General features: G+C 35.7%; 27 protein-coding genes. 19 read left to right on the top strand and 8 right to left on the bottom strand.

The features are described from left to right. Window position 1 precedes the first annotated feature (1 nt). A complete protein-coding gene (locus CD31_RS17235; protein WP_016995403.1) occupies window positions 2-316 on the top strand; it encodes an antibiotic biosynthesis monooxygenase family protein in 315 nt (104 codons plus the stop codon). Window positions 317-941: 625 nt separating this feature from the next. On the opposite strand, the gene CD31_RS17230 is transcribed toward CD31_RS17235, so the two are convergent. Then, on the bottom strand, window positions 942-1,487 hold the full coding sequence (locus CD31_RS17230) for a hypothetical protein (protein ID WP_016992693.1): 546 nt from the start codon (window positions 1,485-1,487) through the stop codon (window positions 942-944). Window positions 1,488-1,827: 340 nt separating this feature from the next. Here CD31_RS17230 and CD31_RS17225 point away from each other — a divergent pair, with 340 nt between their 5' ends. The 9 genes from CD31_RS17225 (at window position 1,828) to zupT (ending at window position 8,898) form a co-directional block, all read left to right on the top strand. Continuing rightward, a complete protein-coding gene (locus tag CD31_RS17225) occupies window positions 1,828-2,730 on the top strand; it encodes a polyprenyl synthetase family protein (RefSeq protein WP_036079437.1) in 903 nt (300 codons plus the stop codon). Between the two features lie 12 nt (window positions 2,731-2,742). Beyond that, window positions 2,743-2,901, top strand: a complete 159-nt coding sequence (gene comX / locus CD31_RS17220) for a competence pheromone ComX (protein ID WP_016994779.1) — start codon at window positions 2,743-2,745, stop codon at window positions 2,899-2,901. 5 nt (window positions 2,902-2,906) lie between these two features. Beyond that, entirely contained in the window at window positions 2,907-5,195 is a 2,289-nt protein-coding gene (locus tag CD31_RS17215) for a sensor histidine kinase (protein ID WP_244905018.1), read from the top strand. After that, window positions 5,179-5,559 carry a response regulator gene (locus CD31_RS17210; RefSeq protein ID WP_244905025.1) on the top strand — a complete coding sequence of 127 codons (381 nt, stop codon included), beginning with the start codon at window positions 5,179-5,181 and terminating at the stop codon, window positions 5,557-5,559. The genes CD31_RS17215 and CD31_RS17210 overlap by 17 nt, the downstream gene beginning before the upstream one ends. Beyond that, a complete protein-coding gene (locus CD31_RS24125) occupies window positions 5,556-5,741 on the top strand; it encodes a response regulator transcription factor (protein ID WP_342351932.1) in 186 nt (61 codons plus the stop codon). Before CD31_RS17210 ends, CD31_RS24125 begins: the two co-directional genes overlap by 4 nt. 423 nt (window positions 5,742-6,164) lie before the next feature. Next, window positions 6,165-7,064: a hypothetical protein gene (locus CD31_RS17205; RefSeq protein WP_036079426.1), complete on the top strand. Its 900-nt coding sequence runs from the start codon at window positions 6,165-6,167 to the stop codon at window positions 7,062-7,064. A 39-nt stretch (window positions 7,065-7,103) separates the two neighbouring features. Then, complete coding sequence (locus CD31_RS24075; RefSeq protein WP_258860752.1) at window positions 7,104-7,235, top strand: hypothetical protein; 132 nt, start codon at window positions 7,104-7,106, stop codon at window positions 7,233-7,235. A gap of 85 nt (window positions 7,236-7,320) precedes the next feature. Continuing rightward, complete coding sequence (locus CD31_RS17200) at window positions 7,321-7,929, top strand: phosphatase PAP2 family protein (protein ID WP_016992735.1); 609 nt, start codon at window positions 7,321-7,323, stop codon at window positions 7,927-7,929. A gap of 159 nt (window positions 7,930-8,088) precedes the next feature. After that, entirely contained in the window at window positions 8,089-8,898 is an 810-nt protein-coding gene (zupT, locus tag CD31_RS17195) for a zinc transporter ZupT (RefSeq protein ID WP_016992734.1), read from the top strand. A 55-nt stretch (window positions 8,899-8,953) separates the two neighbouring features. Here zupT and CD31_RS17190 read toward each other — a convergent pair whose 3' ends face one another. The 3 genes from CD31_RS17190 to thrC all read right to left on the bottom strand — a co-directional run bounded on the left by CD31_RS17190 (window position 8,954) and on the right by thrC (window position 11,703). Further along, window positions 8,954-9,640: a 2-hydroxy-3-keto-5-methylthiopentenyl-1-phosphate phosphatase gene (locus tag CD31_RS17190; protein WP_036079424.1), complete on the bottom strand. Its 687-nt coding sequence runs from the start codon at window positions 9,638-9,640 to the stop codon at window positions 8,954-8,956. Between the two features lie 99 nt (window positions 9,641-9,739). Continuing rightward, a complete protein-coding gene (gene thrB, locus CD31_RS17185) occupies window positions 9,740-10,654 on the bottom strand; it encodes a homoserine kinase (RefSeq protein WP_016992732.1) in 915 nt (304 codons plus the stop codon). Further along, window positions 10,651-11,703 carry a threonine synthase gene (gene thrC / locus CD31_RS17180; protein ID WP_036079423.1) on the bottom strand — a complete coding sequence of 351 codons (1,053 nt, stop codon included), beginning with the start codon at window positions 11,701-11,703 and terminating at the stop codon, window positions 10,651-10,653. Before thrC ends, thrB begins: the two co-directional genes overlap by 4 nt. A gap of 204 nt (window positions 11,704-11,907) precedes the next feature. Here thrC and CD31_RS17175 point away from each other — a divergent pair, with 204 nt between their 5' ends. Further along, entirely contained in the window at window positions 11,908-13,137 is a 1,230-nt protein-coding gene (locus CD31_RS17175; RefSeq protein ID WP_052125401.1) for an MFS transporter, read from the top strand. A 317-nt stretch (window positions 13,138-13,454) separates the two neighbouring features. Then, complete coding sequence (locus CD31_RS17170) at window positions 13,455-14,321, top strand: MurR/RpiR family transcriptional regulator (RefSeq protein ID WP_016992730.1); 867 nt, start codon at window positions 13,455-13,457, stop codon at window positions 14,319-14,321. Between the two features lie 111 nt (window positions 14,322-14,432). Here CD31_RS17170 and CD31_RS17165 read toward each other — a convergent pair whose 3' ends face one another. Then, window positions 14,433-15,236, bottom strand: a complete 804-nt coding sequence (locus CD31_RS17165; RefSeq protein WP_036079421.1) for a GNAT family N-acetyltransferase — start codon at window positions 15,234-15,236, stop codon at window positions 14,433-14,435. Window positions 15,237-15,701: 465 nt separating this feature from the next. Here CD31_RS17165 and CD31_RS17160 point away from each other — a divergent pair, with 465 nt between their 5' ends. Continuing rightward, a complete protein-coding gene (locus CD31_RS17160) occupies window positions 15,702-16,628 on the top strand; it encodes a manganese-dependent inorganic pyrophosphatase (RefSeq protein ID WP_036079420.1) in 927 nt (308 codons plus the stop codon). Between the two features lie 38 nt (window positions 16,629-16,666). On the opposite strand, the gene CD31_RS17155 is transcribed toward CD31_RS17160, so the two are convergent. Further along, window positions 16,667-18,046 carry an FAD-dependent oxidoreductase gene (locus tag CD31_RS17155; protein WP_036079419.1) on the bottom strand — a complete coding sequence of 460 codons (1,380 nt, stop codon included), beginning with the start codon at window positions 18,044-18,046 and terminating at the stop codon, window positions 16,667-16,669. Window positions 18,047-18,171: 125 nt separating this feature from the next. Between CD31_RS17155 and CD31_RS17150 the strand changes: the two genes are divergently transcribed. The 3 genes from CD31_RS17150 to CD31_RS17140 all read left to right on the top strand — a co-directional run bounded on the left by CD31_RS17150 (window position 18,172) and on the right by CD31_RS17140 (window position 22,347). Continuing rightward, on the top strand, window positions 18,172-18,879 hold the full coding sequence (locus CD31_RS17150; RefSeq protein WP_016992726.1) for a DsbA family oxidoreductase: 708 nt from the start codon (window positions 18,172-18,174) through the stop codon (window positions 18,877-18,879). Between the two features lie 178 nt (window positions 18,880-19,057). After that, entirely contained in the window at window positions 19,058-19,684 is a 627-nt protein-coding gene (locus tag CD31_RS17145) for an FMN-dependent NADH-azoreductase (protein ID WP_036079418.1), read from the top strand. 302 nt (window positions 19,685-19,986) lie between these two features. Beyond that, window positions 19,987-22,347 carry a bifunctional 2',3'-cyclic-nucleotide 2'-phosphodiesterase/3'-nucleotidase gene (locus tag CD31_RS17140; RefSeq protein ID WP_036079417.1) on the top strand — a complete coding sequence of 787 codons (2,361 nt, stop codon included), beginning with the start codon at window positions 19,987-19,989 and terminating at the stop codon, window positions 22,345-22,347. Window positions 22,348-22,378: 31 nt separating this feature from the next. Here CD31_RS17140 and CD31_RS17135 read toward each other — a convergent pair whose 3' ends face one another. After that, window positions 22,379-22,744, bottom strand: coding sequence for a DUF2500 domain-containing protein (locus tag CD31_RS17135; RefSeq protein ID WP_036079415.1), 366 nt, complete (start codon window positions 22,742-22,744; stop codon window positions 22,379-22,381). A 36-nt stretch (window positions 22,745-22,780) separates the two neighbouring features. Beyond that, entirely contained in the window at window positions 22,781-23,308 is a 528-nt protein-coding gene (locus CD31_RS17130) for a YceI family protein (protein WP_016992722.1), read from the bottom strand. Window positions 23,309-23,645: 337 nt separating this feature from the next. Here CD31_RS17130 and CD31_RS17125 point away from each other — a divergent pair, with 337 nt between their 5' ends. The 3 genes from CD31_RS17125 (at window position 23,646) to CD31_RS17115 (ending at window position 25,892) form a co-directional block, all read left to right on the top strand. After that, on the top strand, window positions 23,646-23,951 hold the full coding sequence (locus CD31_RS17125) for a winged helix-turn-helix transcriptional regulator (protein ID WP_004231981.1): 306 nt from the start codon (window positions 23,646-23,648) through the stop codon (window positions 23,949-23,951). A gap of 218 nt (window positions 23,952-24,169) precedes the next feature. Next, on the top strand, window positions 24,170-25,084 hold the full coding sequence (gene murB, locus CD31_RS17120) for a UDP-N-acetylmuramate dehydrogenase (protein WP_016992721.1): 915 nt from the start codon (window positions 24,170-24,172) through the stop codon (window positions 25,082-25,084). 52 nt (window positions 25,085-25,136) lie between these two features. Continuing rightward, window positions 25,137-25,892 carry an exodeoxyribonuclease III gene (locus CD31_RS17115; protein ID WP_016992720.1) on the top strand — a complete coding sequence of 252 codons (756 nt, stop codon included), beginning with the start codon at window positions 25,137-25,139 and terminating at the stop codon, window positions 25,890-25,892. Window positions 25,893-26,299 lie beyond the last annotated feature (407 nt).

The following is a 26,299-nucleotide window of genomic DNA, read 5'->3' as shown; positions in this document are numbered from 1 at the left end:
TATGTTTGTACAAATTAAACGTATTGTTGTGAAGGAAGGGAATTCGGATAAAGTGGTGGAACGTTTTGGTGCTAATCCAAACGGACCATCATTACTTGAACAACAACCTGGTTTCATTGATAAACAGGTACTTGTTAAGAAAGTTCGCCGTGGTGATGAAGAAGTGCTTGTGATGGTTCGTTGGGAATCAGAAGAAGCATGGAAAAATTGGGAGAAGAGTCCTGAGCATATTGCAGGCCATAAGGCAAGCGCAGGTAAACCGAAGCCTGATCATATCATTGAAAGCGGACAAGAAGTTTATTATGTAAAAGGTTAATCATCTAAGGGTGTCTCAAGAGATTGAGACACCCTTTTTTGTTGAAAAAAGATCATGTCACTAGCAGAAAAAGCCTTTTAGCAAGGCGAGGGGTTAATTTCCGTTCCCTAGCGTCCTTTCCAGGAGCTTCCGATGAGCTTTTTTACTCACTTTCGATCGCTACAGAATCTCATCTGTGACGCTAGTTCCTCTCCAATCAACCATGTGCAAAAGTGTCTTTTCCTTATCTTTCATACTAGCTGTAGTAAATAAAATAACCCATTCCTTGTATGATGGAGAAAGGATAGGCTTCTATTTTCAAAGCATAAAGAGTAGTGAACCTACCTCACTTTATTTGAAAACCTTTGCTAAAAAGGAAACAATGAATGGAAGGCTACTCGACTCCCGTGGGATAGCGAGACAGAAAAGCCTCTAAACGGAGCGGTAGCGGAGGAAGCGGTTCGGCACTTCCCACAGTATAGCAAGTAGCCTGCAATAGAAACGACTTTCTCCTTTCACAAATATTCTATTAATCGCTTTATTTATCACACTATATAGTGGTGTCTCAAGAGATTGAAATACCTTTTTATATGACACAAAAAGCAGGTCACAATGATTGTTGACCTGCTTAGCTAAGTGGATAGGTTTAATGTTTAATAGATGGCTTTCTCCATTTACTAAATGTCGAATCCATATTAAAGGATATCGTGTTCTCATTAATGGACAAGCCTGAAATACTTGTATTACAAAGTTCATCCAAACTATCTGGGTGATTGTTATTATTAGATGCGTTGGCCGCCATTGCTAGCCCTCTAGCATTAATAATTGTGTCGTGTGGCGTTACATACACTATAGGGGAATCTATATTTAATCCAAAAGTGAAAGGATTGACTAATGACATACTAGAAATACTTTCGTTTGATATTCTAATAATTCCATATTGCTCAATATAATAATCTCGTTTTTGTTGAAATGTATCCTCAAATCCAGGAATATCACTAATATATTTTGAGTAGGGTGAAATGTTTTTATACGCAGCCAATGTTTCTTGATAGGCTTTTAATTCCGATTGTATAATGATTTTTTCAATTTGTCGTTGATCATTGCTTGGCTGTTTAATTGTAATTTCTTCAGTTGAGACAGAGATATTACATGAAAAAGTAGCCGTAAGTATGAAAACTGTTTCATTCATTTTAAGTCACTCCCAGTACAAAAAGATTTCATGTGCATCAATCTATCCTGACTTTAAAAATAAGATTTTATGGCTAATCTAAGCGTAACATCTGTTAGAACGCCATTTCAATGGTAAGTTTACGCCACTTTAATGGCGGTACTTGGTTCTCTACCGCCATTTTTTTAGTAATTATTAACAAAATTCTGGCGTGGTTTGATTGAATAACGCCATTTTTTGGCGGTCTTTCACTTCATAGAGGAAATAATGGTATTTAATGTATTATAGAATTGTACGACTAGTATTAATTCCCACTAATCTATATAATATCTAGTAATATACTAGATGGGAGAGAGGACTATTGAAGGATTTAGATGCACATATCGATGAATCATTAGACATCCTTATAGAAAATGAATTATTACTTGGCCCTGAGCTCAAGTTAATGCTAAAAAGCTTTAAAGAAGAAAAAACATCAGTAGGTTTTTCCTTTGGTAAATTGTGTTTTTGGCATTATGAAGCATTTTCAAGTAGTATAAATCAAGATATCTACAAGGTAGCTGCTGCAATTGAACTTCTTATACTATCTTTTGATATTATTGATGATCTGCAGGATAAGGATTCAGACTATATTTGGAACAAAACACCTGAATTATCATTAAACGTTGCTTTAGCTATGCTGGTCATGGCATCTAAAACAATAGATGAAACCTCTTTTGTCCATAAAAGAGCGGCTATAAAGCTACTTGAGGAATACGCTTTAAAAAGTATAAATGGACAGCAATTAGACTTGCTAAATAGTTGTCGTGATGAAGATTCCTATGTACAAATGATTACCTTGAAATCTGGCTCATTAACAGCAATGGGTTGCTTGATTGGTGAAGTACTTGCAAAAGGAGAAATATCTCAAGAAGTAGAGGAATATGGGAAATACATAGGCATCATCCAACAAATTAAAAATGATATTCAAAGCTTAAAGGCGTGGGGTCCTAAAAATGATTTGCTAAATAAAAGGTATTCTCTGCCTATTATTTATCTTTTATCACAGAAAAATGATGTTTCAAAATCTGTTTCTAGCTATTATAATGATGATATAGTTACAGATTTGGATAATAATGCAACAGAAGATGCGTTGACAAATGGTGGGGCAATACGTTATGCCATTACGATAAAAAACGTCTACAAGTTTAAAGCATTGAATTATCTTGAAAATGTAGCTATAAATGAGATAGGTAGAGAATACCTACAAAAACTATTGAAATGAGGAGAGATAAGAATGATTAATGTAATCCAATATTTAGAGCAAAATCCAAGCCTAGTTGCACTATTAAGAGAACAAAAAGCCTCATTAGTTGGAGTTTCATCTGTAGAACAAAAAGCAATTTTAGAAGCGTTTAACGGTGAAATGAATACAGAAAGTGATATTTGGAACTAAGAAAGTTGCGAAGTAAGTTGTTTTGGCCCGCTATAATTCTCTATTTAATTATTGGTTTTTATTTAAATTATGTGAATTATAGCGAGCCTTATATACAGATTGGATTAGAAGAAGAGAATGGCAGATGGGTCATTTCTCAACTATATTATAAAGACTGGGCAGAGGGTCAAAATATTTCTGTTGGTGATGCAATTTTAACTGTAGATACTGAACCCATCAACGAATTAAAACAACTGAGGTATAAATCAAAAATTTTATCTGCTAATGAAATAACAATACTGAAGCCCGATGGAGATCTAATCAATATACATATTAAGCATTTGGATATCCCTCAACAATTTATCTATGTTTTAATCATTCCAGCTTGTTATTATTTATTAACATTATTCGTTGCATTTTATTTACATTTTAAACAAAGAAATACAAAGTTAGCTGATTTACTAATTCTCTTTATGTTAACGGTTTCTTTGGCTTATGTAAGCAGTGGTGTCTCTGGTAGAATGGATACGATTGGTATTATCGTAAATCGAAGTAGTATGCTGTTATGTTTAGTTATACTGTTACATTTTTTGAGAAATTATTACTCATTTGTGAAAACTAATTGGGTGTTTACAAATAATATCAAGCTCTTTTATATACTTCCTTTCATAGCTTTTATATTAGGCTGTGTGGGCACTATTTATCCTGCTTCAAATGATATTCTTTCCAATGTTATATTGGCTATTTTCTTTATTCTCCTTGTGATCATCCTTAGTATTTTATTAATAAGCTATTTTAAGTACAGCTCACCTCAGTTGAAAATTTTATTAAATAGTATACTAATACCGTTTCTTCCATTTCTTTTTTTATATGCACTCCCAAAAATACTTTTTCATACGTATATACTTTCATCTGAGATAAGCTCGTTATTTTTATTGCTTATACCTTTTAGCTTTATTTTTACGCAATTAGCAGAGAGATTATTTGATATTGAATACCATATTACAAGATTACGTTATTATGTAATATTCTCTTTAATCTTTACTGTATGGTTCACAGTTGGACTATACCTTATTGCAGGGCATTATTTAACAATGACTGTCATGTCAGGAGTAGCTTTCTTTACATTTGCTTCATTAGTTATACTTTTTTACGTAAAAGAGAAGGTTGATTATCGCAAGCGGAAAATTTTATTCTCCACAAAGGGCGACTATATTCATCAGCTATATACAGCCGTAGATAAAATTGGAAAAACAATTAAAATTAACGAACTTTTAGAGAAGTTTGCTTACGAGGTTTCCATGCATCTGGAGTTAGAGGATGTTTTTGTCTTAACATATAACTATGACAAAAATGAATTCATAACAAATGCTGGAGAAAGTATTACGATTGATCCTGACATAATGGAAGAAATCAGATTAGGTGAAATAAGAAAGATTGACAAAGTTTATATAGCATTTCTCCATCAGGATGCACATTTTAAAAGAGCTTTAGTGCTCGGGCATAATAATACGATTCAATTAAAAGATGAGGAGCTTTTATGGCTTGAATTGCTCTTATTATATGTAAATAATTTTATTGAAAATACTAAGATGGTGGAAGAACTGCTAGAGGAACTGAAGCATATGAAGCAAGCTGATGATGGTCAGTTACCATGGCTAAATAAGCTATTATGGCTAAGGTTTGAAGAAGAAAAATACCAATTAGCTCAAGAGTTACATGACACCAATTTACAGGAGCAACTTCATATTGCTCGCGAGGTGGATGTCCTAGTAAATGCAAAAAATACAACGGATATTCAAGAAAAGCTTGCAAAAATTCATAAACAAATGGTTGCCTCCTTACATGAATTACGTACTTATTGTGAAAACCTCAAACCCCCGTTACTAGATACATTAGGTTTAAATGCTGCATTAGAAAAGTTGATTCGGAAAGTCCAAGGAAGAGCTAACTTCGCGCTTATTTACACAATTGATCGACTTTATTTAGAGGATGAGCGCATGAATTTAATGATTTATCGTTTATTCCAAGAGCTACTTAATAATGCGTTAAAGCATTCCTATGCAGCTTCTGTTGAAATTCATTTAAAAGAAATGAACGATGGTTTCGAAATCATTTATAAAGATGATGGTGTAGGCTGTAATGTAGAGGACATTATAGTAGCAGAATCGATGGGCATTCAAGGCATGCAGGAGCGTGTAAAAGCGTTTAATGGGCAATTTGCTATTGACTCGAATATCAATGAAGGGATGTTTATTAGAATCATGGTGAAAGAAGGGAGTGAAACACTTGATTACGATGCTCATAGTGGATGATCACCCTATAGTGTTAGAGGGAACTAAAAATTTATTTCAAGAGAATGAAGATATTATCATCGATACGGAAAGTGATGCAACTTGTGTCATTCAAAGGATAAAGAATAAACCGTACGATATCTATCTAATAGATATCAATATGCCATTAGAAAATGGAATTAACCTAGCCCGTAATATCAAAGCTATTCAGTCAAATGCTTCTGTTATTCTTTACACAGGCGATGATATTACGGATTATTATCCACTCATTTTAGAAAGAAAAATAGAAGGCATTTTAGCTAAAACAGCTTCGAAAGAGCAAATATTAAGAACAGTAAGGGCAATTGCAAACGGCGAAATTGTTTTACCTAAAAATTTCTTATAAATGAAAAGGAAAAGAAAATTTTAAGACTCATTGCAGAGGGCCATACAAATAAAGCAATCGCTATTGAATTAAATATTCCTCAACGAACAACGGAGAGATATTTAACTCAACTCTTTTCTTTGTTAAATGTAGACTCACGAACAGAAGCTGTAAATCTTGCTGAGAGAATGAATTTACTCTAAACAACTTCTATGCTATACTGTTGGTATATTTTTCAATTAATAGGGAGCATTATGGGAATTGAATAGCCTATATTTTCCCTCAGTTAAATAAATCCAAATTTCTGTGTTAAATAGCCTATGAAATATAAAAGACACCGCCAAAAAAGTGGCGGTGTTTTTTTATAACCGCCAAATCACGCCAAAAATTTGTCTGAATCACGCCAGAAAATTGGCGTAAACCCGAAGTTGAAATAACGGTATAACTACTGGTACGCTTAAATTAACAGTGGTTAAGTAGATTTGCTTTAGTAAGTAATATATAAATCATTTTATTAAAATAAGCAGCCTGACTATCTATGAATAAAGTAGCGTTAGTAGATTGTAGAATGTTACTAGCTAGTCAATATACTTCACCATAAAACTTTATAAAGGTAGGCGTGTATTGTGAAAGTAGAACTTGAAAATTTGTTTTCCATAGATGAAACTAGTCAAGATCAAGTTATTAACGTTTATAATCGTCATGGTATTGCTATTGGTGCGCCTGAATTGAGAAAAAGAAACTTAAAAACAAAATTTAATCCTATCTTTACATTAAATGAAGATGTAACATACGAGCAGGTAACAGCTTTATATGAGTCTTTAGAGCGTGAATTTGGAATCGTTTCGATTGGAGAACGTTTTTATTTTGAATTCTCGGATATAGAGTATGAACGTGCACCATTATTTACTTTAAATTCAACAGGTAATTCACCAGAAATGTTCTTAGAAGATAAGGGGACACTATTTTCTTTAAGTACACATTGTAAGTGTTGTGGGCTCATGGATAAAGAGCAGTTATCACCAATAGTCATTGATACTACGCAGATGAAAGACCGTCATTTAGTGCATGTAAATGGTTATTGGGTAGCTTCTGAGGAATTAGTATCATTAATGCAAAGAGAAAAGCTAGAAGGCTATGAGCTTTTAGAGGTAATCCATCAAGGACCTGCAGAAGGCAAACAGCCAGCTTATCAAATTATTCCTGTACAAATGCTACCTGAGTGTAGTAAGGACAGAGTTAAATTATACTTTGCAACTGAGCAACCTCCATGCAGTTGTGGCTTAAACGGAGTCATTAATGGACCTGATATTTATCACCATGAAGATTTGAAAAATCTAAAAGGCGATGTTTTTTACTCAGCCGAGTGTAGTCATGATGGAAGATATCTATATAGAAAAACATTGTTTAGCAAACGATTTAGAGAAACTATTATAAAATATGGTATTTCGCGTGAAGTTAGAGGAGAAAAGGATGCAAACTTTGGTCCAAAAGATTGGCTATTTGATCCAGTGCTAATCAAGTAGGACAAATTTGGAATAGTAAAGAATAAGGGAGTGTTTAAGGTGTTTAGAAGAATACTACCTATAGTAGCCATATTATTCATTGTTGCATTGGCCGTTTCCAATTATTTTAACAAACCCGAAGAAGAATCTATCACCATTTATCAAGAGGTCAATGGCGTAAACCTTTCTTAAAATGAATGCCTATTTTTCATTCAAAAAAGAGCGATTTGTGTTATGATGTGAAGAATATAGCATGAATGTTTTTTGAGGTGAAAAAATGAAAAAATGGGCATATCCTTTAGCAGTTTTAACGTTAATTGTCTTTATTGTATTAAGAGTCACTTATCAAAGTGAGTTTTTGAAAACATTTGATGCAAAGATGGCAGAGCTTCTTTTTGGTAATCGTTTTATTGAGATCTTTCATTATATTGGTGAGCCCAAATTTGTTGTTGCTGTTGCAGTAGTTTTAATGGCGTATTTAGCTTGGAAGGTAAAAAATTATCGAGGCATGCTATTTGTTGTACTAACTTTTGCAGTAGGCAATGTTCTAAACCAATTACTAAAGAAATGGGTGCAACGTCCGCGACCTGAAATTGAGGAACAGCTAACTTCCTTTAGTTTTCCATCGGGACATTCGATGACAGGTATTCTTTATTTATTTACACTTGCTTATATTTTAGCGGAGAATAGTAGTAAAGGACGTAAAATCCTTCTATGGCTTGGAGCAACGATTTTGATGGTGCTTATTGGTTTATCACGTATTGCAGGAGCTCGACATTTTGCTACTGATGTACTTGCTGGTTGGAGCATCGGCTATACTTGGTTTATCATCTGTGTCATCTGGTACGAACGCCGTAAACGCTTATTTCAATCAAATCATAAATAAAAAGACAGGCAGTATCTATTTCACAGGATAGATACTGCTTTTTTTACGTTTAATTGAGACATTGTAAAGAATGATATTTGCCTTATAAAAAAGAATTGCGTAAAGGAAACTTCTACGCTAAGATGAGTACAATAAGAAAAAGAGCAAAGGAAGAAGGGTATGGACGGAAATGTTTTACTGGCATTAGGATTAACTCTTTTTGCCGGACTTGCAACAGGTGTAGGTAGTTTAATAGCATTTTTTACATCAAGAACAAATACAAAATTTTTATCCTTAGCATTGGGTTTTTCAGCAGGGGTAATGATCTATGTATCTCTTGTAGAAATATTTGTGAAAGCTAAAGATGCTTTAACCAATGCATTAGGTACAACAAATGGCTATTGGATGACAATCCTTGGATTTTTCGGTGGGATGTTATTTATTGCCTTGATTGATAAATTCATTCCGAAGGCTACTAATCCTCATGAAGTAAAGCTAGTAGAGGATGTTAATGCTATCAAACCACAGGTTAATGAAGAACATTTGATGAAGATGGGCGTTTTTACGGCTCTGGCGATTGGCATTCATAATTTTCCAGAGGGGATCGCTACATTTATGTCAGCTATTAATGACCCGAATGTAGGGATTGCTATTGCCATTGCAGTTGCTATTCACAATATTCCAGAAGGCATTGCTGTATCTGTTCCTATTTTCTTTGCAACAGGTAATCGAAGGAAAGCCTTTAAATTATCCTTTTTATCAGGATTGGCAGAGCCTGTTGGTGCATTAGTAGCCTTTTTGCTCCTTATGCCCTTTTTAACGGATGTCATGTTTGGTATCGTTTTTGCTGGGGTCGCAGGGATAATGGTCTTTATTTCACTAGATGAATTGCTACCGGCTGCACAAAGATATGATGAAACACATTTATCGATGTATGGTTTAGTAGGGGGAATGGCGGTCATGGCCATTAGCCTAGTATTATTAGCATAAGTAAGTAGGAAAAGGGAGACATCTTTGTAAAAGTGGCTCCTTTTTCTTTTTTCTATTAACGTGTAAGAACAGCTTTTTTTGACTCCACTAGCTCTTGTATTATTTTGAGACAATCATGAAATGTGGTAAAAGGTCTATATGGAACATGAAGCTCTTCACAGCGTTGGATAAGATGATCTCTAGCTAAAACAATATCTGCTAGTTTAGCTGCTTCAAAATCTGATAGAGAATCACCAATTACAATTTTATAATGATCTTCCTTAGCAAGCTTCCGCATCACGCTTGGCTTACAGCAGCCGCAACCTTGTGTGCTATATTTCGCGCATTCCTCATCACAGCTATTGGGGTAGATCAATTCTATTTGTTCACCAGAAAAATCAGCTCTATTACAGTAGATGCCTGAAAAAGGACCAAATTTTTCAACTAAAGGCTCGATGAAAAAATCAACTCCGCCACTTACAATATAAAATGGAATATTGTTGTTTTGAGCATAGCGTGCAAAATCTCCAAATCCCTCACGTATGACTGCTGAATCCATTAGATATTGAATGATTTCATCTTTTTGATGAGTAGAAAGTAGATGAAACATTGCTGATAGCCCATCTTTAAATGAAATGGTTTGTTCCATCATCGCTTGGGCAATTTTCTCAGATTCTTCTGGTACAAATTCAGTCATAAGTGAAAAGATGTTATCTGTTTCTGTTATCGTGCCATCGAAATCGCAGAATATAATGGGTTTCAAGGCAATCCCTCCTTAGAAAAGCACATTTAAAAAGTTTAATTCTATCCTTCTATATTATTAGTTTTATACGTACTTACTTTCAAGAAAAAACGCCTACTATTATAGTAGACGTTTCATACATTCATTGACTTGTATACCATGTTCATCCGCTTTTGTTAAAATAATTTGATGCTCAGGGAATTGCTTTGTCATTAATTGAACGAAGTCAGGCGCAATAGCAGAAGGAATAATAGAAATCAATGTTGGTCCAGCGCCACTTAGAGCAGTACCATATGCACCGTTCGATTTTGCTGCCATACGAATTTCCTCATAAGCAGGAATTAGCTTTGCACGAAACGGTTCATGGAATAAATCTGCCTCCATATAACGTCCAGCACGTTCAAAATCTCGTGCCATTAAAGAAGCAGCTAACATATTCGCATTTGCTGAAGCATGAACAGCATAGGAGCGATTAAATTGCTCTGGTAAAACAGAACGGGATTCGCTCGTTTTTAATTCAACATCTGGTACATATACAACAAAGGAGGCATCGATATCATTGATGTGGAATGTATCAACTATGCCTTTGTCATCCATTGAAGAAATCGTTAATCCTCCTAAAACTGAAGCAGTTGCGTTATCTGGATGTCCTTCAATTTGTGAAGAGAGATTGAGTTTATCTTGAATTGTTAATCCAAGCTCGCATACTTGATTTGCAAGTTCGATACCTGCAACAATAACTGCTGCACTGCTGCCAAGTCCACGTGCCAACGGAAGTTCACTAGCCATCTCTACACGACAAGCAGGAAGCTGTTGACCATATAGATCTGCAGTTTTTTTAGCAATAACGTATAGTAAGTGTTCTTCAAGCTCAAACTCTTTAGGACCATTATCATCAAGATGAATAATTTCCCATTGTTCTTGTAGGGTAACAGAAAGCTTTAAGTAAAGAGACAAGCCAAGTCCTATTGAATCAAAGCCTGGACCTAAATTGGCTGTGCTTCCAGGAACTGAGATTTGCCAAATTTTACTCATAGTACACCCTCAATATATGCACGAATTTCTTCGTCATCGTTTTTAAGAGATACGACCTCTACAGTGGATACATTCATGGCTGTATCAGGATCTTTTAGTCCATTCCCTGTAAAGATTGTTACAACTTTAGCGCCCTGAGGGATTTTTCCGTTTTCAACAGATTTTATAACACCTGCTAAAGAAGCAGCAGAGCCTGGTTCAACAAAAATGCCTTCTGTACTTGCGATTAATTTGTAGGCTGCTACAATTTCTTCATCAGTCACGGAATCAATGATACCACCAGATTCATCGCGAGCCGCTTCTGCCAATTTCCAGCTCGCAGGATTGCCAATTCGAATGGCAGTTGCTACTGTCTCAGGATTCGCAATTGGCTCTCCTTTAACGATTGCTGCAGCACCTTCAGCTTCAAAGCCATACATTTTTGGTAGACCACAATTTTTAGCAGCGTGATATTCTTTAAACCCTTTCCAATATGCAGTAATGTTACCTGCATTACCAACAGGTATACACAGATAATCCGGTGCTGAACCTAACGCATCTACAATTTCAAACGATGCCGTTTTTTGACCTTCGATACGGTACGGATTCACAGAGTTAACAAGCGCAACTGGTGTTGTTTCACTTACTTGGCGAACGATATTAAGAGCATCATCAAAGTTTCCGTCAATTTCGATGATTTTTGCCCCGTACATTGTTGCTTGTGCTAGCTTTCCAAGAGCCACTTTACCTTTTGGAATAACAACGATTGATTGAATACCTGCACGAGTTGCATAAGCAGCTGCAGCAGCAGAAGTGTTTCCTGTAGAGGCACAAATAACGCATTGGCTTCCATCCTCGATAGCCTTTGCAACAGCAAATACCATTCCTCGGTCTTTAAATGAGCCAGTAGGGTTTGCACCTTCAATTTTTCCGTAAAGCTCAATGCCTAGTTTCTTAGATAAATTCACTAAATGTATAAGAGGCGTATTGCCTTCGTTTAAAGTTAAAGCAGGTGTATTTTCAGTTACGGGTAAAAATTGTTTATATTCTTCAATAAGGCCTTTCCACATAACGTAACGATCTCCTTTTGTTCTTATAGAAAGAACAGTTGTTTTTGTATAAAAGACATTTTAACGCAAATAGCACTATTATTTCAATAGCATTTCATTAATTGTCGAAACAATTCGGTAATTTGAATAGTACTTGTCACTTTCTTGAAACAACTGTATAGTAATCTTGTAATGTAAAGTCATGTGTAAAGACAGGTGGTTGAGATGACAATAAATACAGCAGTAACAAATAAACCTCAGCAATCCATTTCCAGAAATAAGCTATTGGGTGTAGCGGGGGTAGGGTGGCTCTTCGATGCAATGGACGTTGGTATATTGTCCTTTGTTATTGCAGCATTGGCTGCTGAGTGGGGACTTTCACCAAGTCAGTCAGGTTGGATTGGTAGTATAAATTCTATCGGGATGGCTGTAGGAGCTCTCTTTTTCGGTGTATTTGCTGATAAAGTAGGGCGCAAGCAAATTTTTATGTGGACACTTGTCCTTTTTTCTATTGCAAGTGGTTTGTCCGCTTTTACAACAACATTGACTGCATTTTTAATTTTACGTTTTTTAGTAGGGATGGGGCTAGGAGGAGAATTACCTGTAGCTTCAACACTTGTATCTGAAAGTGTAGCTGCCAAAGAAAGAGGGCGCGTGGTTGTATTACTTGAAAGCTTTTGGGCAGCAGGCTGGTTAATTGCAGCACTTATTTCGTATTTTGTGATTCCTACATGGGGATGGCGAGTAGCACTTATTCTAACGGCACTTCCAGCGTTTTATGCTATCTATCTTCGTTGGCATTTGCCTGATTCACCTCAATTTACTGTGAAGGAAGAAGCAAAAAAACGGAGCATTGGCCAAAATATGAAAGAGGTTTGGTCGAAAAAGTATGCTCGTTCTACGTTTATGCTGTGGTTATTATGGTTTACGGTTGTATTTTCGTATTATGGCATGTTTTTATGGTTGCCAAGTGTAATGGTAGGGAAGGGCTTTGACATGATCACGAGCTTTAAATATGTTTTGATTATGACTTTAGCTCAATTACCAGGTTACTTTACAGCCGCATGGTTTATAGAAAAGTTTGGACGTAAATTTGTCCTTGTTTCCTATCTAATTGGGACTGCAGCGAGTGCATATATTTTTGGAAATGCAGATACTTTAGCTGTATTGCTAACTTCAGGAATGTTTTTATCTTTCTTTAACTTAGGGGCTTGGGGAGCATTATATGCTTATACACCTGAACAATATCCTTCGATTATTCGTGGAACAGGTGCTGGCATGGCAGCAGCAGTTGGACGAATTGGTGGAATTTTCGGCCCGTTGCTCGTTGGGTTTTTATTAACGGCAGGCTATGATATAGGTTTTATTTTCGCCATTTTCTGTGGAGCAATTATTATCGGTGTTGTAGGTGTCATCTTCCTTGGGAAAGAAACGAAGCAGCTTGAATTAGAATAATATGAAATAGAATGTCCTGGATCAGAGGAATTGATCCAGGACATTTTTGTCTCATTTCGCTTAAATAATACATAAAAATGAGCATTTATTAATTTTTATTCGATTTTACTAATTTATTTGTTAAAATGACAAATCAATATAAATTGGTTATAGAGTAAATCAAATTGTTTTATTAGCAGGTTAATGCGATGAAGATTTTTCAGAAAAGTCATTGTATTCAAATTGTAATCGTGATACTGTATTTTTAATCGAATTTTGAGTCAATAGGAAACAATCTCCCGTTCGTGATAAGGTCATTGAAAGAAAGGTTGTTAGGAATGAGTATTCATGAGGATATAAAGAAAAGGTTTGTAAGGCTGTCAAAGGGCCAGCGTAAAGTAGCACAATTTGTAATGGATAATCCCACAACAGTAATTGCTAATGGAGCAGCAGAGGTTGGCAGATTGGCTAATGTAAGTGAATCAACAGTGATTCGATTTTGTTATGCTATGGATTTGTCAGGGTATGTAGAACTGCAAGAGGAAATTAGAGGCTATATTTTGTCTCAAGATGTAGGTGCAAATCTACAGCCTACATATACTGCTAAGAAGCTGACTAATTCTAGCTTTGGTAAGGTGATGCAACGAGATAGCCAAAATATTCAAGAAACAATTCAATTGATTAACGATCAGCAGATCCAAAAATGCTCAAAATGGATGCATGAAGCAGACAATATCTATATTCTAGGTACTCGTCATAATGCATCTGTTGCAAATTGGCTATCTAATACATTGAAAACATTTCGTGCTAATATTAAGCAGCTTCGTTTAGACTCGGATGATCTAGTGAATCAAATAAACAGTATGGGCGAACATACAACTTTAATTGTACTATCTTTTGATAAACAGATTATGGATATTAAAACGATCGTTGAAATTGCAAAGGTAAAGAAAGTGAAAATTATTGCCATTACAGGTTCTGCATTTTCGCCTATTCGAGAATATACCAGTGCGTTATTTACCCTCGGCACCAAAAATCATTCTTCTCTAGACATCGCCCCAGTCTTGATTTCATTTTTGCATGCCTTGATAGAGGAAATGATAAGCCAGGATAAAGACCACTATGAAAAATATCAGCAATCGTATGAGCAAGTAGAAAGTAATGTGTTATTCTTAGATGCAATTAGAGAAAAGCAGGTTTTTTAATGTAAATACGCATGGATAGTTTGTTGAAACACACTATCTATGCGTATTTTTTTGGAATTTTCTATATAAAAAAGATGTCCAAATAGTATTTAGACATCTAGGAAAAGTGAATTATAGAATTTTACTCAAGCTATATTCATTAATATAAGTATTATTTAATTTAATGGCATTTTTTCGAATGCCCTCCTGATGAAATCCTAGCTTTGTAAAGAGATGTAAAGCTACATTGTTATGCTCCATAACAGATAACTCTAAACGGGAAATATCATGTTGTTTAGACCAACTTTCAACAGCTTTCATCAGTGCGGAGCCAATACCTTTTTGTTGATGCTCTGCTTTCACAGCTAAACGAATAGAGGCAACATGTCTAGCCTTCGATTGTTTATATCCATGAATAACTGCATAACCTGCAAAAATCCCGTTGAGTACACAAAGTAGGATTGTACGGTTTTTTAGTTGCTTCCAATAGGTTAAATTTTTACGAAGTTGTTGGACAGTGAGATCTAGCTCATTTTGAACATTATACATGAAGTCAGTTTCTTGAAATATCTCCTCTTGTAAATGAATGAACGATCTAGCATCAGATGCTTCAATTCCTCGTATTATGTATGCAGATGAATTTTCCTCAGTGTTTGAAGTGTTGGTTTCGCTCGACTTCATTTGTGTACGTGAGAAAGATACACTAGTACCTAGTTTAACATCAATGACATAATAACCGGCATTTGTCCAAGATAAATAATGTGAGAGAGGGGGCTTAGTTTTTTTCCACCAGCTTTTATTTAAGTAGGCAGCGTTCGGTAATGCTTGTCCCATAATGTTTTCTAATTCACTAAAGGATAAAGTAATTTCTTGTTGTAAAGCTACATCAAAATAGTTAGCTAAAGGAATGTACTTTTTTTCTATCTTCTTCGTCATCGTAATCCCCATTTCCTGAATATCCAAAAATATAGACTATCTGATGATAGCATAAAATTATGATGACTTAAATATGAAAACCCAACTAAATATCTATATAAACTAATTATTTTATAAAAAAGAGGCATTTTTACTATTGAATGTTAAAAATAGGTTGGTAAAAATAGAGAATTTTGCAGAAGTAATTAGTCCTATTAAAAGTATACAGAGTAATGCAAGCTAGTTATAATGTAGATATCTTATTTGAAAAGTATGTATTGGGAGCACTGCCATTATATTTGTATATTGAATTTTAGGTAATACATTTTGATCGTGATTGAGCACTGTATGATATATCGAAGTGAGGTCAGTGGCATTTATACGGTGGCGAAATTATTCCAAAGTTTCACTTTATCACTTGTCAGGCTTTAAGGTATGATAAAATAAAATATAAATGTAAGTGCCATTTTAGGAGGAATTAATTCAATGAGTAAAGTATTAGTTTTTGGACATAAAAACCCAGATACAGACACAATCACGTCTGCGATTGTATATGCCTATTTAAAACAGCAAATTGGTGAAGAAGCTGAGGCAGTACGTCTTGGAGATGTTAATAATGAAACTCAGTTTGCATTAGATAAATTTGGCTTTGAAGCGCCTCGTTTAATTTCTTCTGTTGTAGGAGAAGCGGACAAGGTTATCCTTGTTGACCACAATGAATTCCAGCAATCAGCTGACGGTATTAAGGAAGTACAAATTACTGAGGTAATCGACCATCACCGTATTGCAAACTTCCAAACAGCTGATCCATTATACTATCGTGCTGAGCCAGTGGGTTGTACAGCTACAATTCTAAACAAAATCTTCAAGGAAAACGGAGTAGCGATACCAGCCAATATTGCTGGCTTAATGTTATCAGCAATAGTTTCTGATACACTACTTTTCAAATCGCCAACTTGCACAGAGCAAGATGTAAAAGCTGGCGAGGAGCTAGCAAAAATTGCTGGTGTGGATACTGCAGAGTATGGCTTAGCAATGCTAAAAGCAGGTGCTGATTTATCTGATAAATCATTAGAAGATTTATTATCGTTAGATGCAAAAGAGTTCCAATTTGGTGAGTATAAATCTGTTGTAGCTCAAGTGAATGCAGTTGATATTAATGATGTGCTTAATCGTCAAGAAGAGTTAGAAATTCTACTCAATAAAAATGTTGCAGAAAATGGCCTAGATCTATTCTTCTTCGTTGTGACTGACATTTTAAATAATGATTCAACAGCTGTTGCAATTGGGCAAGTAGCAGAAGCGGCAGCAAAAGGATTCGGTGCTGACCTTATCAATAACCGTGTTGTATTACCAGGTATTGTTTCTCGTAAGAAACAAATTGTACCAGTATTAACAGAAGCTCTAAAATAAAAATAAGAAAGAGGTTGTCTATTAAGACAGCCTCTTTTTTAATCAAGTTTTAATGGCTGGACAGCAGGGCCTTCAAGCACCTCACCCTTAGCGTTAAAACGGGAACCATGACAAGGACAATCCCATGTTTCATCAGCTTCATTCCATTTCGTTTTGCAGCCTAAATGAGTACAGGTTGGAGCAGTGGCATTCTTCATATAACCAGCTATATATTCCTTGGCAACAAAGCCTCCTACTTTTAGCATTTGCATGAATTGGGCACCGAATTTTGTACGTGATGGTGAATAAAGAGCGATAGCACCATCCTCGATCTTTGCGCCTGTTAAAAGAGAGGATAGGATATCACCTGCGACAAAGGAATTGGAGATTCCCCATTTACGATAGCCAGTGGCAATTAGTACGTTAGGTAAGGAGTTTGTAATTCTTCCAACATAAGGGACAATATCTGGTGTTTCTATATCCTGGGCTGACCAGCGATAAAGTGGCTGTTGTTCAAAATGCTCCTTCATTTCATTGGAAATGGCCTCATAATAAGGCTCGGTATGAACGGTCTCACCAGCAATGTGATTCGCCCCTCCTAATACTAAATAATTTTCCTGATTAATCGTGGCAGTCCGTATCGAACGAGAAGGAAAATCAACTGATAAATATTGACCTTGCATGGTCTCAGAGGTTTTACTTGCAACCATATAGGAACGACTATTGGATAATTTAAAAAGTTTGAGTCCTTTAAAAGCTTCAATGGGATAGTGTGAACACAAAATAAGCTTATTATATTGAACCGACATATTTTTTTCGGTATGTAAGTTATTTTGTGGTATGTTTAATTGCTGAACACGGGTATTCGCATAAAGTTTTGCTCCCATCTTCTGTGCCTCTTTAACAAGAAAATTACTTACTTCAACAGGATTTATTTGTGCTTGTTGTGACATGCTTAGCGCTTTTGTAATAGGGAATGGTAGCTCCGTGTCAGAGGTAAGGTTTGACTTAATATTTAAAACCTTATAGGCATTCCATTCTTTTAATAATTGTGCATAGCCTTCTTTGGTTTGACAGTATAACAGTGAATCAACCGAACGAACGCTGTCTGGTGGGAGCATTTGTCTAGCTTTGTCAATCGCTTGTTGATTAAGTTGATAATAAAGCTGTGCCTCTTCTAAAGATAGTTTTTCTAAAAGATTTGCATAGACAATGCTATGCTGGGCTGTTAGTTTTCCTGTTGAATGCCCTGTCGTACCGTGACCAAAATGGGTATTTCCTTCAAGAAGAACTACATCCACACCTGCTTTTGCTAAAGTATAGGCGGTATATAAACCAGTTAAGCCACCACCGATTATACATACATCACATGTTGTTGAGGAAGAAAGGGAAGATAACGAGACTGACTCAGTTGTAGCAAGCCAAAGAGATTGTGTCATATAGAAACCTCACATCGTTTTTGTATTCAGTATGTAGAAGAAATTGAAAATTTATGCAGTGAGGCATTAAAATTGCCTTGTGATTTCAACTATCGCTACAATGTAGCAAAAGGAGTGAACAAGAAATGAAAATTGAAATTTGGTCTGACTATGTATGCCCATTTTGTTATATTGGTAAAAAACAATTAGAGAAAGCGATTGAGGATACTGGCTATGCTGGGCAGGTGGAGCTTGTCTATAAAAGCTACCAACTAGATCCAACTACTCCAGTAGATTCGCATAGCACTGTCTATGAATCATTGGCAAAGAAATATGGAATGTCATTAGAGAAGGCAAAAGAAATGACTGTCGGCGTAACGGAGCGTGCGAAAGAAGTCGGCTTAAACTATGATTTTAGCAATTTGATGGAAGAGAATACGCTAAAAGCACATCGGCTCGTAAAATGGGCTGAACAACAGGGAGATGTTACAGCACTTGTGGAGTCACTTTTACACAGTCATTTTATTGAAGGCAAGCGTATCGGCCAAGACGATGTTTTATTAGAGATAGCCGAGAAAGTAGGGCTACAGCGTGAAGAAGTGGCAAAGGTTCTTGCCGATGATGTTTATAAAAATGAAGTAGAAGCAGATATTCAAGAAGGTCTACAGCTTGGAGTTCGTGGGGTACCGTTCTTTGTGCTAAACCGTAAGTATGGTATTTCAGGTGCACAACCGCAGGAGGTATTTGAGGATACATTGCGTAAAGTTGCTGAGGAAGAGGGCTTACAACCAACGCTAAAGATGGCTGGCACAGGTGATGGGGGTATATGCACAGACGATAACTGTAAATTTTAGTTTACTAGAGAGAGGAGTAAAGCTTTAAACTCCTCTTGTTAGGATAGCTGGAAGATATAATATTTCAGTCAAAAGTCTGAGGCAAGTAACATTGACAATTTAAATGAAATTTTTTAAGATAAATATATATCTTGAATTCGAGATATTAGATTCTGTTATTTAAGGGAGATTTTATATAATGAACGTTTTAGTAGTAAAAGCTAACAACCGTCCAGACGGTATTTCAACAAAAATGTATGATACTTTCATGGAAAATGTACAAGGTGCCAATGTGACAACTTTTGACGTATTTGCAGAAGATATGCCTTATTTTGGACAAGACCTTTTCAATGCTTTCGGTAAAGTACAAAATGGTGGAGAGTTAACGGACATCGAATCACGTCTATTAGCTGCAAAACAAAAAGCAATGGATGCATTAACTGCAGCTGATTTAGTTGTATTTGCATTCCCGTTATGGAACCTAACAATTCCAGCACCTTTACAAACATTTATTGACTATGTATATCAAGCAGGCTTCACGTTCAAATATGGAGAAAACGGTCAATTAATTAGCTTAATGACTGACAAAAAAGCAATTATTTTAAATGCTCGTGGTGGCTACTATTCAGCACCAGAAGCTCAACCAATGGAAATGTCAGTAAACTACATTAAAAACGTAGTAGGCGGCGTATTCGGTATGGAAATTATTGAAGAAGTAATTATTGAAGGTCATAATGCTTCACCTGATAAAGCGCAAGAAATTATTGCAAATGGCCTAGAAGAAGTGAAAAAAGTTGCTCAATCACTACAAACTGTGAATGCATAAAAAATATTTTTTAATAAAAGTTCTCTCATTTTTGGGAGGACTTTTTTATTTTATGAACAGATGTATGGTGTGGTATGGAGGTCGGACATATTGACATTAACTTATTATTTAGAATTTACATTTACTAACATCCTATTAGATAGAAAAATGAAAAATGATAGCAATCTGTGATTTTGAGGGAAAGTAATTATCCATTCTTTTAAAAATACATATAATTAGGACTATTTATTCAGTAAAAATTAATATGGTTTTAATATAATAGGATTTGTAGGAAAATAATAGATTATCAGGGAGGTTGTTGTATGAATAAGAAATTAATAACTAATTTCTTAGTGATGTTACTAGTCCTTTTCGCGTTTATACCATTTGGAGTTTCTGCTGATGCTGCTTCCAATGATGTAACACGTGCAGATTATGTAAAGGAATTGGTAGAAAGCTTAGATGTAGAGATAGGTGATGGATCTTCTCTAGCCTTTAAAGATGTTTCCAAGGATTTAGCACCTTATGTAGAAAAAGCTGTTCAATTAAAACTAATTAAAGGTAAAACAGCAACGACATTTGGTCCAGATGACAAATTAACACGTCAACAAGCATTTGTTATTTCTGCTCGCGGACTAGTTAGTGAAAACGCTTCCCTAACAGTTTTAGAGCAATTTAAGGATGCAGATCAAATTGCAGCGGCATATAAACAAGATTTAGCGAATGCTGTTGCAGCAAACATTTTACAAGCATTTGAGGATAACACTATTCGCCCTCGTGACTATGTGACAAAGGAACAGATGGAGAGTATTGTAGAACGCTTTGTAGCAGAATACAAAGCACCTTCAACTGGCGTATCAGTAAATCTTCAAATTTTAGGCACAACAGATATTCATACCAATTTAGCTAACTACAATTACTATTTAGATGCTCCATCATCAGAGCTTGGTTTGGCTAATACAGCGACATTAATTGAGCAAGCAAGAGCTAAAAATCCAAACACATTACTTTTTGATAATGGTGATTTAATTCAAGGGACACCACTTGGCTCATATAAAGCATTAGAAAGCGTATTAAAGCCAGGTGAAGTTCATCCAGCTATTGCTGCACTTAATGCATTAAAATACGATGGTGGAACTTTAGGGAATCATGAATTTAACTATGGTCTAGACTTTTTAGATGAAGTATTAAACGATGCAAAGTATCCAGTCGTAAATGCTAATACTTATGATGCAAAAACAAAAGAGCGTATGTTTACACCTTATGTCATTCTTGATAAAGAAGTGGTAGATAGTTCAGGCAAAAAGCATACACTTAAAGTTGGTGTAACAGGGATTGTTCCAACGAAAATTGTTGAATGGGATGCCATTCATTTAGCAGGTAAAGTGGAAATGCAAGAGCCAGTAGAAGCTGTGCAAGAGGTAGTACCAGAAATGCAAAAGGCTGGAGCAGACGTGATTGTCGTTCTGTCACATTCAGGCATTGGTGAAGATACTTATGTGAAGGGTGCTGAAAATGTTGGTTACCAATTAGCAGAAATTGATGGTATTGATGCTTTAATTACAGGGCACTCTCATTTAACATTCCCTGGTGACTATAAGGATTTGAAAGATGTTGACCAAGAGAAGGGTACAATTCACGGTGTTCCTACTGTTATGGCAGGTAGCTATGGTAGTCATCTTGGTGTAATTGATTTAAAACTAGAACAACAAGGATCAGAGTGGGTAGTGGTAGATGGTAAAGGTTCATTGCAATCGATCAAGCAAGAAGGTTTACAACCATCCACAACGGTTTTAGAGGCTATTAAAGAGGCACATGATGGCACATTATCATATATCCGTCAGCCTGTTGGAGAAACAACTGCACCAATCCATAGTTATTTTTCAATGGTGCAAGATGATCCATCCATTCAAATCGTCACGCAAGCTCAAAAATGGTTTATCGAACAAGAGCTAAAGGGTACGGCTGATGAAAAGACACCAATTCTTTCAGCTGGAGCACCTTTCAAAGCAGGCTCTCGTAATAATCCATTAGATTATACAAATATTCCTGTAGGGCCACTTGCTATTAAAAATATGGCCGACATTTATCATTATGACAATACTGTTGCTACGATTAAAGTGACAGGCGCACAAGCAATCGAGTGGTTAGAGATGGCTGCTGGTATTTTTGCAACAATTGATCCAACTAAATCAGAAGAGCAAAATATTATCGATGCAGAAGCACGTTCTTATAACTTTGATGTGTTAGATGGCTTAACATATCAAATTGATGTCACATCGCCAGCAAAATATGACCGCCGCGGTAATCTTACTGATGAAAAGGCAAATCGTATTAAGAATGTACAATATAATGGTAAACCAATCGATTTAAAACAAGAATTCATCATCATCACAAACAATTACCGTGTTGGTGGATCATATGGGGCGACATTTAAAAATGCTGACGGCTCTAACATAACAAACTATGCATATGAAAATCGCCAAGCTGTTGTAGATTATATTATGGCAAATAAAACAATTAACCCAGCTGCGGATAATAACTGGTCATTTGTACCGTTCCCAGCCAATACAAAGGTTATCTACCTATCTGCAAAAGATGCACAAAAGTTCATTCCAGCAGGTAGTGGTATTGAATATTTAGAAGATACAGAAGCTGGATTTGCTAAATATTTAATTAAATAAAAGAATAGGAAAAGGAGAGTAACGATAATCGCTACTCTCCTTTTTTATGTCTGTTGAATGAATGATACCGTGTACCTTGATAGGTTAAAATGCCAAGATCACCTTCTACAAGCAGACCATAATCGTAGCCATTCATCTTTAGTTCATGCCGTTCTCCGTTTTGCTCTTCAAACGTAACGTAGTAGGACGTAGATGCCCCAGTATTGTTAGATCCCCCACGTATATTCGTACGCTTTGTCACAACCTTAGCGGGTACCGTTAATATTGGTGAACGGTTGTTTTTAGACCAAGTGATAATACCGTTTACAATCATAAAGGCTATGCTCCCAAAAACAATAAAGAAGATGATGGTAATAAAAGCAGAGCCAAATAAAAATTGATCATCAAACCAAAACAAATAGATTCCTCCCTTTCTTTGAAGTAGAAATAATACTTAAAGAGGATTTAATTCAAGATCTACTATCACGTCAATTTCATCGCTAATCAATACACCACCTGTTTCCAAAAACGTATTATAGACTAAATTAAAATCACGGCGATCAATTTGGGCTTTAGCTTGGAAGCCAAAAACTTCTTGTGCCCATGGATTTACACCTTTTCCTGTATATACTGTTGTAAATACGATAGGTCTTGTTATGTTTTTGATGGTTAAATCACCGTGAATAGCAAAAGTTTTATCATCAAGGTTATCAATATATGTAGAGGTAAATACGATTTTTGGATAGACGTCTGCATCAAAAAAGTCAGGAGACACAAGGTGGACATCACGATCATGATTCTTAGTTGATACACTAGCCACTGTAATGGTAATAGAAATGTTTGCATCCTGCATTTGCTCGATATTGGATGAAACTATTTCACCGCTGTACGATTCAAACGTACCATGAATACGAGAAATCATCATATGTTTTACAGAAAAGCCGATCGTTGAATGACTGAAATCAATAGCATATTTTTTCATTTGAAAACCTCCTAAAACAGCATTCTACAACGAATGATAAAGTAAATAAATCGCATATTCAATGAGTTTTTAATAAATGTGGAAGTATTTCCCTCTATAAAAGTGTAATCTGTGAACAGGAAACAAAACATATTTAAAATCGAATAGGCATATTATTGGAAATACGTGCATTTTATTAGGATAGCGTTTAGTCTCAGACATTATGATCATTGAAATTTAAAGTTACTATTTGTAATTAAATATATAAAAGTTAATAGATTATTTTACGTAAATAAGTTACTTCAAATTTACATTTACTGCAATAATCGTTACAATAGTTACATAGAGGTGAAAAATTATGAATGAGACAACTTTGTGTCCTCGTTTAGCTAAAGCAATGGATTTAATCGGAAAACGATGGACGGGGTTAATATTATATCAATTACTAGATGGACCACAGCGCTTTAATGAAATCGAATCTGCACTACCTGTTAGTGGACGTTTATTATCAGAACGTTTAAAGGAGCTTGAAAAAGAGGGGCTTGTTGAACGTAAAGTATATTCAGAAGTACCAGTACGTGTTGAGTATTCATTAACAGATAAGGGTCAGGCGCTTGAAGGTGCTATCCGCAATATTGAAACATGGGCAAGTAGTTGGCTCTGAGCTGAATAGATTATTTCAGTAGATAATAAATGAAATAATGTGCTAAAAACAACACTTGGAATGACTGTCAATTTTCTTTATAATATTCATCATCTCTGCACAGGTCTGACCTGTCTTAAAATATGAGATAAAAATACCCTTCATTTTACTTGTCAAATTGGGGTTCTAAATCCATACTGGTGTAGAGTAAGAAGGACGTTAGAAAGGAATTAGCTCTCATGACAAAAGAACAATGGGCGACGGATTTAGCAAAAAGTATTAATCCTGCCAATATTAAGTTAGATGAATCATTACAGCAATACACAATGACAAAATTAGGTGGCAAAGCAGATGTTTTTGTTCTTCCTGAAACAGAAGAAGAGGCAGCATCCGTTATTCGCTATGCATATATAAATAATATTCCTTTATTGATGTTAGGTAACGGCTCTAATATGGTTGTTCGAGATGGCGGTCATAGAGGAATCGTTGTAACATTTTCACGCTTAGATGAGATTCGTATTAATGGTGAGCATGTTTATGCACAAAGCGGTGCACTGATCAAAGAGGTATCAAAGTTATCAGCACAAGCCTCCTTAACAGGTTTTGAATTTGCATGTGGTATTCCTGGATCAATTGGCGGAGCAATGGCTATGAACGCAGGTGCTTATGGCGGTGAGATTAAAGATATTATTGTTTCTTCAAAGGTGTTAACAAAAGAAGGCGACATTTTAATATTAGGTAAAGAAGAGCTTGAGCTAGGATACCGTCAAAGCATTATTGCCAAAAAAGGTTATTATGTATTGTCCTCTGAATTTCTATTAAGAGTAGGCATACAGGAGGAAATTAATGCGAAGATTGCTGATTTAACCTTCCAACGTGAATCAAAACAGCCATTAGAATATCCATCTGCTGGAAGTGTATTTAAACGCCCACCTGGTCATTTTGCTGGAAAACTTATTCAAGATAGTGGCCTACAAGGTAAAGGTGTTGGTGATGCGGAAGTCTCTACCAAGCATGCAGGGTTTATTGTCAACAAAGGAAATGCTACTGCTTCAGACTATATTGAAACAATCCAAATGGTTCAACGTGTAGTGAAAGAAAAATTTGGCGTTGAACTAGAGACGGAAGTCAAAATTGTTGGTGACGATCTATAATAGGATGCCCTTCGTATAAGCCGAAGGGCATTTTTTTAGGAGTGTGGATAAAATGAAATTTATATCATGGAATGTCAATGGAATACGAGCATGTCTAGGTAAAGGTTTTTTAGAATTCTTTCATCAAATAGATGCTGATTTCTTTTGTATCCAAGAAACAAAATGTCAAGCTGGACAAGTAGAGCTCTCTATCGAAGGTTATGAGCAGTATTGGAATTACGCCCAGAAAAAAGGGTATTCTGGAACAGCAATCTTCACGAAGCACACACCATTATCTGTTAAGTATGGAGTGGGCGAGGATGATTCTCAGGATGAAGGCAGAATCATAACCTTAGAATATGAGAATTTCTATTTAGTAAATGTTTATACACCAAATGCACAGCGCGATTTAGCGAGATTACCACTACGTTTACAATGGGAGGATCGCTTAGCTAGCTATTTACAAGAACTAAATAGCCAGAAGCCTGTGGTTTATTGTGGTGATCTAAATGTTGCACACACGGAAATTGACTTGAAAAATGCAAAATCTAATATTGGAAATTCGGGTTTTACATATGAAGAGAGGGCAAAATTCACAGCGTTATTGGAAAGCGGTTTTGTAGATTCTTTTAGATACAAGCATCCCGAGGAAACCGACCACTACACATGGTGGTCCTATATGAATAAAGTGCGTGAACGTAATATTGGTTGGCGTATTGATTATTTTGTCGTATCAAATCAATTGAAAGATCAAATTGAATGCGCTACAATTCACCCACACATTATGGGCAGTGATCATTGTCCAATTGAATTGCAATTACAATGCTAATACTGAAATCGTATTTTCTATATGGAAATACGATTTTTTGTATTTTAATAAGAGCGGCACTATTGAAAATAAGAGTTTTTGCAACGCCAGGATAGGTAGCTCCATGTGAGAGGAATCCCTATTGAATAGATGTCTAAGAGCTCATTTTACGTGAAAAATTGCTAGAAAGTAAAGCGAGAGTGGGCAGCTGCTCCAAAGAAAGAGAAAGGCGCTCAACAAAGGAGGGAAACCGCTCCAAAATGAGGAAGAGTCGCTCCAATCACTCTATGAACATACAAATTTTTAACATTACTCAGTAGCCTTCATAATTCCTATTGTTTATACTATTCTAATAGCGAATAAATATAAAATTTTGTATTTAGAGACAATTTTATATACATAAAATAGTAAATTTCGCTAAAAAATTT

This window comes from Lysinibacillus boronitolerans JCM 21713 = 10a = NBRC 103108, from assembly GCF_000772935.1.
GTDB lineage: Bacteria > Bacillota > Bacilli > Bacillales_A > Planococcaceae > Lysinibacillus > Lysinibacillus boronitolerans.
The sequence above is the reverse complement of the archived record's forward strand: the minus strand, read 5'-3'. Positions and strand labels throughout refer to the sequence as shown.